The 14,875-nt window shown below is 63.7% G+C and carries 14 protein-coding genes; 6 read left to right on the top strand and 8 right to left on the bottom strand.

Features of this window, described 5'->3' with window-relative positions; genetic code table 11:
• Positions 1-246: 246 nt before the first annotated feature.
• Positions 247-1,005, top strand: coding sequence for a DUF2259 domain-containing protein (locus tag J8I29_RS05910; protein ID WP_209430954.1), 759 nt, complete (start codon positions 247-249; stop codon positions 1,003-1,005).
• A 13-nt stretch (positions 1,006-1,018) separates the two neighbouring features.
• Here J8I29_RS05910 and J8I29_RS05915 read toward each other — a convergent pair whose 3' ends face one another.
• Together J8I29_RS05915 and J8I29_RS05920 are read right to left on the bottom strand one after the other, a co-directional pair.
• Complete coding sequence (locus J8I29_RS05915; protein ID WP_209430955.1) at positions 1,019-1,423, bottom strand: DCC1-like thiol-disulfide oxidoreductase family protein; 405 nt, start codon at positions 1,421-1,423, stop codon at positions 1,019-1,021.
• Entirely contained in the window at positions 1,413-2,270 is an 858-nt protein-coding gene (locus J8I29_RS05920) for an HAD family acid phosphatase (RefSeq protein WP_209430956.1), read from the bottom strand. Before J8I29_RS05920 ends, J8I29_RS05915 begins: the two co-directional genes overlap by 11 nt.
• Before the next feature lie 590 nt (positions 2,271-2,860).
• On the opposite strand from J8I29_RS05920, the gene rnr reads away from it, so the two are divergent.
• The 5 genes from rnr to J8I29_RS05945 all read left to right on the top strand — a co-directional run bounded on the left by rnr (position 2,861) and on the right by J8I29_RS05945 (position 7,320).
• Positions 2,861-5,176, top strand: a complete 2,316-nt coding sequence (rnr, locus tag J8I29_RS05925; RefSeq protein WP_348535985.1) for a ribonuclease R — start codon at positions 2,861-2,863, stop codon at positions 5,174-5,176.
• The gene (locus tag J8I29_RS05930) at positions 5,173-5,580 is read left to right on the top strand and encodes a DUF983 domain-containing protein (RefSeq protein WP_209430958.1); all 408 of its coding nucleotides are present in this window, start codon (positions 5,173-5,175) and stop codon (positions 5,578-5,580) included. The genes rnr and J8I29_RS05930 overlap by 4 nt, the downstream gene beginning before the upstream one ends.
• Before the next feature lie 3 nt (positions 5,581-5,583).
• Positions 5,584-6,297, top strand: a complete 714-nt coding sequence (locus J8I29_RS05935; RefSeq protein ID WP_105864565.1) for an NUDIX domain-containing protein — start codon at positions 5,584-5,586, stop codon at positions 6,295-6,297.
• A 170-nt stretch (positions 6,298-6,467) separates the two neighbouring features.
• Positions 6,468-6,635 carry a 50S ribosomal protein L33 gene (rpmG, locus tag J8I29_RS05940; RefSeq protein WP_068297055.1) on the top strand — a complete coding sequence of 56 codons (168 nt, stop codon included), beginning with the start codon at positions 6,468-6,470 and terminating at the stop codon, positions 6,633-6,635.
• Positions 6,583-7,320: an MFS transporter gene (locus J8I29_RS05945; protein ID WP_209430959.1), complete on the top strand. Its 738-nt coding sequence runs from the start codon at positions 6,583-6,585 to the stop codon at positions 7,318-7,320. The genes rpmG and J8I29_RS05945 overlap by 53 nt, the downstream gene beginning before the upstream one ends.
• A 56-nt stretch (positions 7,321-7,376) precedes the next feature.
• Here the strand turns inward: J8I29_RS05945 and cbbX are convergent, their stop codons facing one another.
• The 6 genes from cbbX to J8I29_RS05975 form a co-directional block, all read right to left on the bottom strand.
• The gene (cbbX, locus tag J8I29_RS05950; RefSeq protein ID WP_209430960.1) at positions 7,377-8,321 is read right to left on the bottom strand and encodes a CbbX protein; all 945 of its coding nucleotides are present in this window, start codon (positions 8,319-8,321) and stop codon (positions 7,377-7,379) included.
• Between the two features lie 289 nt (positions 8,322-8,610).
• A complete protein-coding gene (locus J8I29_RS05955; RefSeq protein ID WP_209430961.1) occupies positions 8,611-9,033 on the bottom strand; it encodes a ribulose bisphosphate carboxylase small subunit in 423 nt (140 codons plus the stop codon).
• Positions 9,034-9,200: 167 nt separating this feature from the next.
• On the bottom strand, positions 9,201-10,661 hold the full coding sequence (locus J8I29_RS05960; RefSeq protein ID WP_209430962.1) for a form I ribulose bisphosphate carboxylase large subunit: 1,461 nt from the start codon (positions 10,659-10,661) through the stop codon (positions 9,201-9,203).
• A gap of 37 nt (positions 10,662-10,698) precedes the next feature.
• On the bottom strand, positions 10,699-12,723 hold the full coding sequence (tkt, locus tag J8I29_RS05965) for a transketolase (RefSeq protein WP_209430963.1): 2,025 nt from the start codon (positions 12,721-12,723) through the stop codon (positions 10,699-10,701).
• 151 nt (positions 12,724-12,874) lie between these two features.
• Positions 12,875-13,750: a phosphoribulokinase gene (locus J8I29_RS05970; RefSeq protein ID WP_209430964.1), complete on the bottom strand. Its 876-nt coding sequence runs from the start codon at positions 13,748-13,750 to the stop codon at positions 12,875-12,877.
• A gap of 13 nt (positions 13,751-13,763) precedes the next feature.
• Entirely contained in the window at positions 13,764-14,825 is a 1,062-nt protein-coding gene (locus tag J8I29_RS05975; RefSeq protein WP_209430965.1) for a class 1 fructose-bisphosphatase, read from the bottom strand.
• Positions 14,826-14,875 lie beyond the last annotated feature (50 nt).

The raw sequence follows: 14,875 nt of genomic DNA on the forward strand, positions 1-14,875 counted from the left end.
GGCCTTAACGGGCCGGGGTGCACACGGTCTCTCGCCCGCACCCATCCTGACACATTCCAACTACACAGGGTGCACGGGCATCCTGCCCGTTCTTCCTATTCTGCGAATGCCGCGTTTCCAGGAACGGGCAAGATGCCCGTGCACCCGGAATTCGCCATGCGGAGCGCCATCCTGTTCCGGCCGGCACTTTCCTCTGCTCGCCAACAACTCTAGCTTGCCTGAGGCAAGTAAGCTGGAGGTGGGGCTATGGTTCGTCACGCTGTGAGGCTCTTCAGCGCCCTTTTGTCTTGCAATCTCGCTGCCTTGCCAGCCCTCGCCGGTGACGCCGCAACACCCGATATTATTGGCTTTTCCAAGGACGGGCGCTATTTCGCCTTCGAGGAATACGGCACCCGTGACGCCTCGATCCATCCTTACAGCACGATTTTCGTGATCGATCTCGACACCGGCAAAACCGTGCCCGGCGCGCCCTTTACCGTCGAGCATGACAAGGAAGGCCCCGAGCATGCGGCTCGGGCCGAGGCGCGCCGCCAAGCCGAGCCCCTGCTGGCCCGGCTCGGCATCGACGAGAAGCCGACCAGGCAGGTCGTGTATGAGGGCGCACGTCTGTTCGATCCACCGACGCCCGATCAGGCCTATGCCACAATGGCCGCCGAGGTGACCAATCTCAGCATCGGGGATGCGGTTCCCGGCGGCGACGTCACCGTGGACGTTTTGCCCCGCACGATCACCGATGCGACCTGCGCGGCTCGGGGGCGCGACAAACTCAAGAGCTTCTCACTGGTGCGCACCCTGCCCGAGAACAACAGGGACAATGTGATCGTCTATGTCGACGAGGCTGCCGGGCATGAGCGCGGTTGCTCGCAATCCAACGGCCTAAACGCGCTCTTCGTCTACAGGCCGGCCAATGCCAAGCCGCGGCTGGTGGCGTTGGTCAGCTATTGGCCTCACAGCTGGGAAGAGCCCGACCGGCGCCATCTCGCCATTCCAGTGCCGCTGCCGTGAAGCAATCAATCCGCTACCATCGTCCGTTGCGCTTGTTCCAGGCGAAGAGCAGGTCGGCGAAGCGGTCATAGGCAAAGCGGGTCAGTACGACGATGCCCGGAGCGCCGAGCAAAGTGGCGATCCAGGCCTGTCCCGGCGTGCGCCGCCAGACGGCCAGGGCGACATCAGCCCCGACCAGCAAACGGCCGTCCTCGTCTGTTGCATGCAGGCGGCGCCTGACATCGTCGAGGCCGGCGCCGAAGTGCGCGAGGGCGTCCGGTTCCAGATTGATGTCGAGGAACTCGATGCGTCCAGCCTTGACCGCTTCGATCAAACGGCTCTTCTGATGACGGATGCCGGCGTCACACACCGGACATTTGGTATTGTACCAGACCGTCAGCGGCCTGGTGCCGTCCGGTCTGGAGACCTCATTTGCCATCCCAGCTCTTCAGCGCCTCGAGCTTGAGTTTGCGCTGCTCCTCGACGGAAAGCTTGTAGTCGCCCTTGTAGGGAGCCGATTCGAAGGAGCCATAGGTCGGGTTGGCGATCACGATCCAATCATGGCCCCAGCGCGCGGCATTTTCGGCGAACACCTTCTCGCGCTCCTCGGGCGTGCCCTTATAGGCGTCGGTGAAATCGCCGAAATTATCGCCGACCAGCAGCAGGATGCGATAATCCTTGGCAATCACCGCCCGCCGCGTGCCCTTGGCCGACTTCCAGTCCGGCTGTTCCTTGGCGCTAAGGAAGGTGTCGACATTGCCGCCGGTCGGGAAGCCCAGCTTGGTCATCAACTGCACGGTCGGCTCTTCCTCTTCCTTGGTGCGGTTGGTGACATAGAAGACCTTCACGCCCTTGGAGGCGGCATATTGGGTGAACTCCACGGCGCCGGCGATCGGCGTATCGATCTGCGCCTTGACATATTGGGTCCAGGTCTCCGGGGTGAAGCGCGTGCCCGCCTTGACGTTCCAGGCCTGGTAGTTCGAGGTGTTCAGCAGCGTATCGTCGACATCGAGGACGATGGCCGGCGGAAAATTCTTGAAATCACCGGTCTGTTCGGCAGGAGCCGCCGTCCAGCTCGGATCGGCCAGGGCCTGATCGAGACGGATCCGAGCCAAAGCGAAGGCCGCCAGCGCATTGCCCCTGGCCTCGACGGCGGTCTGGTCCCAGAGCACGGCATTGAGATTGTCGTCGGGCTTGGCGCTCTCCTCAGCCGCAGCCGTTGTGACTGCCGCCGAAGCCGCGACGAGCGCCGACGTGAAACAAAGTCCGATCAAACCACCCCGCATGCCATGCTCCCAGTTTGGACCCGCAGTAAAACCGGAACGATAGCACCGGCCCTTGAAGGGTCAACGCGCCAATTCCGCAGCAATGCATGCAGCACTGATATACCGATCTCCGTCGGCATCTTCTTCGGCAATAGGGATTGTCTTTAAGAATGCCGATCTGGAGATCGGTACATCATGGTCCCTCCCAACAGAAATGCTGCATCGCAGCATTTCTGTTGACAAGCTGCTCTTCGATGCCTATATGGCGACTGTCTGGTTCAGTCGAACCGTCCCTCTGTCCGCCTGTGCCGGCGGATTGTATGAGGATTTTGGACAGTCTGTCCCGGCACGTCGAGTTTCCTGCCGTTCCGCGTTTTGCCAGACATGGCTCTGCCGCGCTGTGGGATCCGTTGGGATCGCCGCGCAGAGCGCTTCGACAATCTCTTCCTTCGACAGACAAAGCTGCCGATCGCGCAGGACGTCGCGGAAATCCGCAATGTCCACGATTGGCTTCGACAAATACCCTATGCGTTGGTCTATGATGCTACCGGATCCACTGCCCTCTTTCCTTGGGCATGCCGGGCCGCCAACGCCAATTCGGAATAATTTCTGTGGTTCGTAAAAACAAACAAGCCGAGGCATTGGACCCCGCCCTGCCCAGCCGTGAAGACATTCTCGCTTTCATCGCGCGCTCGCATGGCCGGGCCGGCAAACGCGAGATCGCCCGTGAATTCGGCCTGGGCGGCGCCGAGAAGATCGCCCTCAAACATCTGCTCAACGAATTTGCCGACGAAGGCATCGTGCAGCGCAACCGCAAGGGCTTCAATGCGCCCGGCGCCCTGCCCTCCTCCCTCGTTGCCGACATCACCGGCCGCGACCGCGACGGTGAGCTCGTCGCCATCCCTTCGGACTGGAACGAGGACAATGGCAAGCCGCCGCGCATCGTGGTGACCATTCCCAAGCGCTTCGGCGGCGCGGCCCCGGGCGTCGGCTCGAGGGTTCTCCTTCGCATGGCCGATGGCGGCTCGGATCATCAGCCGACCGGACGGGTGATCAAGGTGCTGGAGCGGCTGCGCCAGCGTATTCTCGGCGTCTTCCGCCGCCTTCCCAATGGCGACGGCCAGATCGTGCCGATCGAAAAACGCAATGCCGGACGCGAAATGCTGGTCCGTCCCGAGGATGCCGCCAAGGCCGAGGACGGCGAACTCGTCGCCATCGAACCTTTGCGCGGCGCCCGCCATGGCCCGCCCATGGCGCGCATCGTCGAACGGGTCGGCAAGGTCGGCAGCGAAAAGGCGATCAGCCTGATCGCCATCCATGCGCATGACATTCCCTATGTCTTCCGCAAGGACACACTTGAGGAGGCCGAGGCTGCCAAGCCCGCCACCTTGTCCGGCCGCGAGGATTGGCGGCGCCTGCCGCTGATCACCATCGATCCGGCAGATGCCAAGGATCATGACGATGCCGTTCATGCCGAACCGGATTCCGATCCGGCCAATCCGGGCGGACACATTCTCACCGTGGCGATCGCCGATGTCGCGGCCTATGTCAGGCCGGACTCGCCCCTCGACCGCGAAGCCCTGATCCGGGGCAATTCGGTGTATTTCCCCGATCGCGTCGTGCCGATGCTGCCGGAGCGCATCTCCAACGATCTGTGCTCGCTGCGAGCCAACGAGGACAGGCCAGCGCTCGCCGTGCGCATGGTCATCGCGGCTGATGGCCGCAAGCTTCGTCACAGCTTTCATCGCGTGATGATGCGCTCGGCCGCCAAGCTCTCCTACCAGCAGGCCCAACGCGCCATCAACGGCGATCCCGATGAGGTGACGGGCCCGCTGCTTGCTCCCGTCCTCCAGCCTCTTTGGGCCGCCTATGCCTGCCTGAAGACGGAGCGCGAGGGCCGCGGGCCGCTCGACCTCGATCTGCCGGAGCGCAAGATCCTCTTGAAGCCCAATGGCATGGTCGACCGGGTGGTCGTTCCCGAACGTCTCGACGCCCACCGGCTGATCGAGGAGTTCATGATCCTCGCCAATGTCGCGGCCGCCGAGACGCTGGAAGCCAAGAAGACGCCGCTGGTCTACCGCGTGCATGACGAGCCCTCGATGGAGAAGATCATCGCCCTGCGCGAGTTCCTCCACACGCTCGACATCCCACTTTCCAAGCAGGGGGCCCTGCGTCCGAGCCAGTTCAACGCCATTCTGGAAAGGGTCGTGGGCACCGACAACGCCCATCTCGTCAATGACGTGGTGCTGCGCTCGCAGAGTCAGGCCGAATATTCGGCGGAGAATATCGGGCATTTCGGCCTCAATCTGCGGCGCTATGCGCATTTCACTTCACCCATCCGCCGTTATTCGGACCTGATCGTCCATCGCGCCCTGATCCGCGCCCTGCATCTGGGCGATGACGGCCTGCCGGCAGAGATGACGCCTGCGATGCTCTCCGAGATTGCTGGCCGGATCTCGGCCTGCGAGCGGCGCGCCATGACGGCCGAGCGCGAGACCATCGACCGCCTGATCGCCCATTTCCTCGCCGACCATGTCGGCGAGATCTTCCAGGGGCGCGTCTCCGGCGTGATCAAGTCGGGCCTGTTCGTCAAGCTGCTCGAAACCGGGGCCGACGGCTTCGTACCCGCCGCGACGATCGGCCACGACTATTATCGCTTCGAAGAAAACGCGCATCAGCTTATCGGTGCAGCCACAGGTGAATCCTTCCAGCTCGGCGATACGGTATCGGTGAAGCTGGTGGAGGCGGCGCCGTTCGCCGGTGCGCTGCGCTTCGAGATCGTCTCGGACGGTCAGAGGCGGCGGGCGCCCGGGCGGAAGGTCGGCGTGGTCAAGCGGCCGCGCATCACCGATCGCAAGGGCAATGCAGCCAAGCGCAAGGCCAAGGCGCTCAAAGGCAAGCGCGCCGGGAAGGGAAGTCGGCGATGAAAGAATATCGGCCCGAGCAGCGCGACGCGGCGCTCGCCATGCGGCGGGGTGCTTTCGGGCGCTGCCCCCATTGCGGCAAGGGCAAGATCTTCACCTCCTACCTCAAGGTCGCTCCCCGCTGCAGTGTCTGCGGAGAGGATCTGTCGCATCATCGCGCCGACGACGCTCCACCCTATTTCACCATGCTGATCGTCGGCCATGTCGTAGTCGCCGGCATCCTCACCTGCGTGATCGAGACGGAGATGCCGCTCTGGTCGCTCGGCGTGATTTTCGGAACGCTCACGGTGGTATTGTCGCTGGTCCTGCTCCCGATGATCAAGGGCGCCATCATCGGGCTGCAATGGGCAAACCGCATGCATGGCTTCTCCGGCAAGGCCGATCCCGACTCGTTTTCTCCTTACTGAGCCATGACCGACATACCCGTCTCGCAACTGAAACCCCGCCCCGTACGCCCCCGCGACTCCGCGTCGTTGATCCTGCTCGACCGCGCCGGCAAGACGCCGCGCATCCTGATGGGCAGACGGCATTCCGGCCATGCCTTCATGCCCGGCGTGATGGTGTTTCCCGGCGGGCGTGTCGAGGCGGCCGATCGCAGCATGAGCGCCTATGGCGCGCTGGCCGCCCATACCGAACGCAGCTTGCTTACGCGCGTCATCAGGCCCTCTCCGGCCAAGGCCAGGGCGCTGGCCCTGTGCGCGATCCGGGAAACCTTCGAGGAAACCGGCATCCTGCTCGGCGAGACCGGGCTCGGGGCTCCGCCGACCAGTAGCCCTCATTGGCGGGCCTTCGCCGAGCACGAGGTCTTTCCATCGCCCGAAGGCCTGCATTTCGTCGCCAGAGCCATCACGCCTCCCGCCATGAAGCGCCGATTCGACACCCGCTTCTTCGTGGCCGATGCGCGTTCCATCGCACACCAGACCGACGGGGTCGTCGGTCCCGACTCGGAACTGATCGAAACGAAATGGCTCTCCTTCGACGAGGCCCGGGCGCAAGATCTGGTCTGGATCACCCGCACCATCCTCGAGGAAGTGGCCAAGAGACTGGAAATTGGCCTGGAGAAGGATGTTCCCGTGCCCTTCTATCGCGAGCAGCGGGGCGTGCGGAGCCGGGAGGAGATCTAAAAGAGTCGGAATGGCCGGCATGAGCGCACAATTCCCGCCGGCACGCTCTTCTTTTGGTTGACTTCAGCGCTTCCATGAGTAGTGTGCGCCAAGATTCAAAAGGGCCGCGCCATTGCGCGGCTTTGCTGCCTTAGCCGATACGGTCCGGTAGCAATATTCGGAGCATCACCATGGCCAAGGCCGCAACCATCAAGATCAAGCTGCTTTCGACCGCAGACACGGGCTACTTCTATGTCACCAAGAAGAACACCCGCACCAAGACCGAAAAGCTCGCGATGAAGAAGTATGACCCCGTCGCGCGCAAGCACGTCGAGTTCAAGGAAACCAAGATCAAGTAAGATCGGTTTCCGGATCGGAATCAAGGGCGCCTTTCGGGCGCCCTTTTGTTTTTGGAAGATGCGTGGGGGGCTGCAGATGTCGATGTCCGGCGAAACCCGAGGGCCCTCGCGCGGCCTGCAGTTCTTCATCCTCGGCTGCACCCTTCTGGTCATCGGCTTCGGTTCCGGAGCCGCGTCGATCAGCCTCTCGGCCGTTTTTCAGGAGTTCGCGCTCTCCTACGCGCTCATAGGCGCCGTCACCTCCGGCGTTTTCCTGGCTCTTATCGTATTGCTCGCACTTGGCGCGCGCCTGCGCGCGGTGCTCGGCGACAAGCCGCTGCTGCTGGTCGCCACCGCCGTCTTCATCATCGGCGCAGTCTTTGGGGGAATTGCCCCCGATTTTTCCGTCTGGGCCATCGGACGCCTGCTTCAGGGAGCAGCGACAGGCTGCCTCCTTTCCGTCAGCCTCGCTTTTGCGGCCGACAATGCACGCCGGCAGTGGCGAGGCGATGTCATAGGCGTGCTGCTTGCCGTTTATTTCCTGGGCACGGCAACCGGCCCCGGTGTGGCAGGCTACATTACCGCGTTTTACAGCTGGCGTGACATCTCCTACGCCTCCGCGGCGCTCGGCGTGATCGTGCTCCTCCTGCAAGCCGCATTCGTCACCACGCCGAGACGGCCCGAAATCGAGACCATTTTCGACTGACTCCCTCCGGAACGATCCAGCGGCACCCGCCGACACACCGCCTTCCACGCTCCTGGTCAGGCCTTCCCTCCATCGGGCTGCGCGCCCTTAGCGAAGACGCGGCTCGCCAGCACATCGGCCACCTCGATAGTCATGATGTCATCCGCCGTCAGTCGCCGGTCGAGGTCACCGACCAACCGGCTTGCCTGGCGCAGGCGGATACGGTCGAGAGCGTTGCGGATGGAGCGGGCGTTGGAGAACAAGGGCTGGGTCTTGCGCAGCTCGATATAGCGGATGAACGCCGCCCGCGCCTCGGCATCGAAGCGGTAATTGCGCTCCTCCAGCATCAGCTCGGCAATCGACAGCAGTTCGGCGTCCTCATAATCGGGAAAATCGATGTGATGGGCGACCCGCGAGCGGAAACCGGGATTGCTGGCGAAGAACTTCTGCATGCGATCTTCGTAACCGGCCAGTATCACCACCAGGTCGTCGCGCTGCGTCTCCATCACCTGCAGCAGGATCTCGATGGATTCCTGGCCATAGTCGCGCTCGTTCTCGGGACGGTAGAGATAATAGGCCTCGTCGATGAACAATACGCCGCCCATCGCCTTTTTGAGGATCTCCTTGGTCTTCGGCGCGGTGTGGCCGATATATTGACCGACGAGATCGTCCCGCGTCACCGACACCAGATGTCCGCGCCTGACGAAGCCGAGGCGATGCAGGATGTCGGCCATGCGCAGGGCCACCGTGGTCTTGCCGGTACCGGGGTTGCCGGTGAAGGACATGTGAAGGGTCGGCGGATCGTTCGCCAGCCCGATCTTCTGCCGGATGCGCTCGACCATGAGGAGCGAGGCGATCTCACGGATGCGCGTCTTCACCGGCTTGAGACCGACCAGTTCACGGTCGAGCTGGGCGAAGACATCGGCAATGCCGACCGCCTCGAATTCCTGCCTGAGGTCGATGGCCTGCGCTACCGGTGTCCCCGCCTCGCCGGCCTCTTTAACAGTGTTTGCATCGAGCATCGTGGTCCTCGCGAAAGGCTCCGCCGCCCGGCCGGCGGCGGAGCAAGTTGTCCGGTTGGTCGTCAGGGACGGGAGGAACTGCCGTCACCAACCGGACTGGGACACCTCAGCCGTAACGCCAGTGAGCGCTTAGGAAGCGTCGGGAAATAACCGAAGCGCGCCTTTGTCATGCCCGGGCCTGCCCCGGGCATCCATCGGCCTTGGAGCCTGGGGGGCGGCTGGATTGCCGGGTCGAGCCCGGCAATGACAAAGGTCGAGCCAATTCGATCCGCTTATTTTCCGACAAATCCTAAGTTCCGTAACGCTGGCCTTCCGGCCGGTCCGCGGCATAGCTGTGGGTAGCGTAGCGGATGTTGCGTCCCACGCTTTCCTGGCGTTCGAGGCGGAACCCGGGCTCGTCCTTCGGGCGATTGACGATGAAGGAGATGCGCAGCGACTCCCAGCCATGGCCGGAATCGAAGCCGGAGATGCGGATATAGCGATCGCCATAGACGCGCCGGCATTCGGCGAGTTCCATCATCACCCCCGCCGCATCGCGCAGGTCGAACATCGGCAGCCCCCACATCTCCCAATAGGTGTTGCGGGGATGGGGGTCGTCGGTGAACTCGATGTTTACGGCCCAGCCCTTCTCCAGGCAGTACTGCACCTGCCGGCTGATCTGCTCGTCGGTGAGATCGGGCAGGAAGGAAAAACACCCTTGTGTGATACGCATTGTCTTTCTCCTCTTGTGATGACTTGCCCTTTACCCTCCCCTCGATGGGGAGGGTCGACGCGCAGCGTCGGGGTGGGGTGACCTTCTCAACCGTCATGGTTCCCACCCCGCCCCGGCCCCCATCGAGCGGAGGGTATCGAGTGCTTGGAATGGGTAACGATCTCCTTTCAGGCGGTGACGGCGACGCTGGGCACGAAGTCCGGCGTGTCCGTGGATTCGTAGTTGAAGGTGACGTCTTTCCACACCTCGAGCGCCTGCTTGAGCGGGGTGCAGCTGTTGGCCGCCTTGGCCAGGATTTCCGGGCCCTCATGCAGGTAGTCGCGCCCTTCGTTGCGGGCGAGGATCATGGCTTCCAGCGCCACGCGGTTGGCCGTGGCGCCGGCAGCGATCCCCTGCGGATGGCCGATGGTGCCGCCACCGAATTGCAGCACCACGTCCTCGCCGAGCAGATGCAGGAGCTGGTGCATCTGGCCGGCATGGATGCCGCCGGAGGCCACCGGCATCAGCTTGTTGAGGCTGGCCCAATGCTGGTCGAAGAAGACTCCATGCTCGAGGTTGGTCGGATTGAAGTCCTCGCGGCAGATGTCGTAATAGCCGCGCGTGGTGTTGGGATCGCCTTCCAGCTTGCCGACCACGGTGCCGGCATGGATGTGGTCGACACCGGCCAGCCGCATCCATTTGGCGATGACCCGGAACGACACGCCGTGGCTCTTCTGGCGCGTATAGGTGCTGTGGCCGGCCCGGTGCAGATGCAGGATCATGTCGTTGCGGCGTGCCCAGGCCGCCATCGACTGGATCGCGGTATAGCCGATCACCAGATCGATCATCACGATGTTGGAGCCGATCTCCCGGGCAAAGTCGGCACGCTCATACATCTGCTCCATCGTGCCGGCCGTGACGTTGAGATAGGTCCCCTTGATCTCGCCGGACGCGGCCTGCGCCTTGTTCACGGCCTCCATGCAATAGAGGAAGCGCTCGCGCCAATGCATGAAGGGCTGCGAGTTGATGTTCTCGTCGTCCTTGGTGAAATCGAGCCCGCCCTTCAGCGCCTCGTAGACGACGCGGCCATAGTTGCGGCCGGACAGGCCGAGCTTGGGCTTCACCGTGGCCCCGAGCAGCGGACGGCCGAACTTGTCAAGCCGCTCGCGCTCCACCACGATGCCGGTGGCGGGCCCCTGGAACGTCTTCACATAGGCGACGGGAAAGCGCATGTCCTCCAGGCGCAGCGCCTTCAGCGGCTTGAAGCCGAAGACATTGCCGATGATCGAAGCCGAGAGATTGGCGATCGAACCCGGCTCGAACAAATCGAGGTCATAGGCGATGTAGGCGAAGTATTGCCCGGGCGCGTTCGGCACCGGGTCGACCCGGTAGCATTTGGCCCGATACTTTTCCGCCGCTGTCAGCCTGTCCGTCCACACCACCGTCCAGGTGGCGGTGGAGGATTCGCCCGCCACGGCTGCCGAGGCTTCGATCGGGTCGACGCCGTCCTGGGGCGTCACGCGAAACAGCGCGATGACGTCGGTATCCCTGGGTTCGTAGTCGGGCTCCCAATAGCCCATCTTCTTGTATTCCATCACGCCGGACCGGTAGCGATCTTTGCCGCGGACGGTTTGTGTGTTCACATTCATCTCGTCCTCCTTGGTTTTCAGGAAATGGCGCCCTCTCTCATTCGGCTCGCCCGGACACGAGCCGGCGCGCGACTTCGGCGACGGCAGCAGGCGTGATGCCGAACTCCCGGTAAAGATCGCCGGCCGGCGCCGAGGCGCCGAAGCCCGTCATGCCGATGAAGACCCCGTCCTCCCCGAGCAGGCGGGACCAACCCGCCTCGACCGCCGCCTCCACGCCGATACGCGGCGCCGTTCCCAGTACCGCCTGGCGATAGACCGGCCCCTGCCGCCGGAACAGCTCGAAACAGGGAGCCGACACCACGGCGGCACCGACGCCCTCCTTGGCCAGGAGTTCAGCCGCCTCCACGGCGACCGAAACCTCCGAGCCGGTGGCGACAAGGGTGACCTCCCGCGGGCCCGGCGGTTCGACCAGCACATAGGCGCCGAGCGCGGCCCCGTTCACGCCGCAGTCGGAACGCAGCGTCGGCAGGGCCTGGCGCGACAGGCAGATGACGGAGGGTTGCTTCTCGGCCGCAAGGGCGCACTCCCACGCTTCGGCGGTCTCGACCGCGTCCGCCGGCCGGAACACCAGGAGATTGGGAATGACGCGAAGCGCTGCCAGATGCTCCACGGGCTGGTGGGTCGGGCCATCCTCGCCGAGACCGATGGAATCATGCGTCATCACATGGATCACGCGCACTCCCATCAGAGCCGCCAGCCGGATCGCCGGCCGCGAGTAATCGGCAAAGGCCAGGAAGGTGCCGCCGAAAGGGATGAAGCCGCCGTGCAGGGCGATGCCGTTCATGGCTGCGGCCATGCCATGCTCGCGCACGCCGTAATGGATGTAGCCGCCGGAGAAATCGTCGGCCTGGACCGGCTGCAGCCCCTTTGCCCGGGTCAGGTTGGAATGGGTGAGGTCGGCCGAGCCGCCCAGGAGATTGGGCTGGGCGGCGACGATCGCATCGATGACGCGCTGGGAAGCCTGCCGCGTGGCGATGTGCGGGGTATCGCTGGCAAAACGCTGGCGGATTTCGGCCAAGGCGCGCTTGAGCTCGGCACTCGCCCGGCCGTTGAGAGCATCGTCGAACGCACGCCTCTCGGGCTCACCAGTATCGTGCAGCCTCTGCTGCCAGGCCTCGTGCTCGGCCTTGCCGCGGGCTCCCACGGCCAGCCACGCCTCGCGGATTTCCGACGGAATCTCGAAAGGCTCGTGCGGCCAGTCGAGGACTTCTCGCGCTGCCTGGGTCTCCTCGGCACCGAGCGGAGCACCATGCACCTTTTCGGTGCCCTGCCGATTGGGCGCGCCGAAGCCGATGATGGTCCGGCAGGCGATGAGCGAAGGCCGCTCCGTCGCCCGTTCCTCCGCGATCGCCTTCGCCACCGCCTGGCGGTCATGGCCGTCGACCCGGCGCGTCGACCAGCCGGATGCCGCAAAGCGGGCGAGCTGGTCGTCCGAACAGGAGAGCGAGGTAGCCCCGTCGATCGAGATCTCGTTGTCGTCGAACAGTACGATCAGCTTGCCGAGTCTGAGATGACCGGCCAGCGAGATTGCCTCATGGCTGATCCCCTCCATCAGGCAGCCATCGCCGGCAATGACATAGGTGTGGTGATCGACCAGATCGTCCCCGAAGCGGGCATTGGCGAGGCGTTCGGCCAGCGCCATGCCGACGGCCGTCGCCAATCCCTGCCCGAGCGGTCCGGTCGTGGTCTCCACGCCCTGCGTGTGACCAAATTCGGGATGACCCGGCGTCCTGGAGCCCCATTGCCGGAAGGACTTCAACTCTTCCAGCGTGAGTTCGGGGTAGCCGGTGAGATGCAGGAGACCATAGAGCAGCATCGAGCCATGCCCTGCCGAGAGCACGAAGCGGTCCCGATCGGGCCAGGCGGGAGCCGATGGGTCGAACTTCAGGAAACGGGAGAACAGCACGGTGGCGACATCGGCCATGCCCATGGGCATGCCGGGATGGCCGGACTTGGCCTTCTCCACGGCATCGATGGCCAGGAAGCGCAGGGCATTCGCCATGTCGCGATGCGGCACCGAGGTCTCGAAAGTGGCTGATGGTGTCGAGATATTCACGGGCATGTCCTCCCATTCCGCTGCCCAGGGCAGACGGTGGCGGTTCACGGAAAGGCTCTGTGTCTGCTAGTCGGCCCCTGGATCCCCTTCCCCTCGCTCTCTCGCTGCGCTCGCGAGTGGCTCGGCCGTGGATGACAAAAAGCTCGCGTACGAACGGCTAAGCGGCGCGTTTCTTGCGGTCGACCAGTTGCAGGATCAGCGGCGTCAGGATCAGTTGCATGGCCAAATCGAGCTTGGAGCCATGGATGACGATGGAGTTGGCCCGCGACATGAAACTGTTGGGGATCATCGACAGCAGATAGGGAAAATCGATTCCCCGCGGTGTCTGAAAACGGATCACCACCATCGATTCATCCGGCGTCGGGATCCAGCGCGCGATGAAGGGATTGGAGGTATCCACGGTCGGCACGCGCTGGAAATTGATGTCGGTGTGGGTGAATTGAGGGCAGATATAATTCACATAGTCAGGCATGCGCCGCAGGATGGTGTCGGTCACCGCTTCGGTCGAATAGCCCCGCGTGCTGCGATCGCGGTGCAGCTTCTGGATCCATTCGAGATTGATCACCGGCACGACACCGATCTTGAGATCGGCATATCTGGCGACGTCGACCTCGTCGGTCACCACCGCCCCGTGCAGCCCTTCATAGAAGAGCAGATCGGTGCCGGGCGGCAGCGGCTTCCAGGGCGTGAAGGTGCCGGGCGGTGCGCCGTAGAGAATCTCCTCCTCGTCGTCATGGACATAGTGGCGTGTGGTGCCGGTTCCGTGATTGCCATAGTCGCGGAACAGCGCCTCCAGTTCGGCGAACAAATTGGTCTCCGGGCTGAAATGGCTGAAATGCTTGTTGCCCCTGGCCGCCTCCTCGGCCATGCGACTGCGCATCTCGGCCCTGTCGTAGCGGTGAAAGGAATCGCCCTCGACATAGGCAGCCTCGATGTTCTCCCGGCGGAAGATCTGCTCGAAGGTGCGTTTGACCGAGGTCGTGCCGGCACCGGACGAGCCGGTAATGGAAATGATCGGATGCTTGATCGACATGGCACTCCCCGGCTCACACGCGGAAGAGGCCGCGATTGGCGAACAAGGGCGCCGAGGTCGGCGGCCACAGGCCCGGCCTGTTATGCAGCCTTTCCAAATGGGCGACCTTGTTCGAGGCCCCGAGAATCAGCGGTACGCGCTGATGCAGAGACGTCGCCCGGATATCGAGAATGCGGATCCGGCCGTTGGAGCCTGCCCCGCCTGCCCTCTCCATCAGGAAAGCCATGGGATAGGCTTCATAGATCAGCCGCAGCCGCCCCTGCCCGTAGCCGATCCTGGCATCGGCGGGATAGAGATAGATGCCGCCGCGGGTAAGCGCGTGGAACGTGTCGGCCACCAGCGCACCGTGCCAGCGCATGTTGTGATCCCGCCCCGAGGGGCCATCCGCCCCAGCCTGGCATTCGTCGATGAAGGCCCGCACCGGCTCCTCCCAATGCCGGTAGTTGGAGGCATTGATGGAATATTCCGGCTGGTCCCGGTCAGGCAGGCGCACATTGGGCCGGCTCAGCCGGAACTGGCCTCTGCGGCGGTCGAGGGTGAAAATATCCACGCTCTCGCCGAGCGAGAGCACCAGAGTCGTCTGCGGACCATAAATGACGAAGCCCGCGGCGAGCTGGCTGGTGCCGGCCGGCCAGATCAGCGTGCGGTCGGCCGCCGAAGCCCGCACGAACTCATCCGGTGTGGGCATGATGGAAAAGATCGTACCGGCCGGCATATTGAGCTCGAGATTGCCGGAGCCGTCCACCGGATCGATGGCGACGCATAGGGGCTGGCTCGCATCCCAGATTTCCAGCTCGTCGGCCTCCTCCGACGCGAAGGCAGCGATCGGGCAAGCTTTCAGCGCTTCCCGGAACTGGCGGTCGGCCCAGACATCCACCTCCTTTTGTTCGTCTCCTCCGACAGCATAGCCGCGGGTCTCCTCGACGATGTCGGCGAGGGTGCCGAGCGACACCGCTTCCGACACATGAATAGCCGTCGCGGCGAGGCTGGCGACGACTTCGGCCACCGCGACTCTGAGCATGTCACTGCCAGCCTGGCGGGTGAGATAGGCGTCCAGAGACGGCTTGTCGGTCATCGGCATTTCCCCCGGATGACGCCCGGCTCGGGGCATCGTTATTTTTCCGA

The sequence above is a fragment of the Labrys sp. LIt4 genome (genome assembly GCF_017813775.1).
GTDB lineage: Bacteria > Pseudomonadota > Alphaproteobacteria > Rhizobiales > Labraceae > Labrys > Labrys okinawensis_A.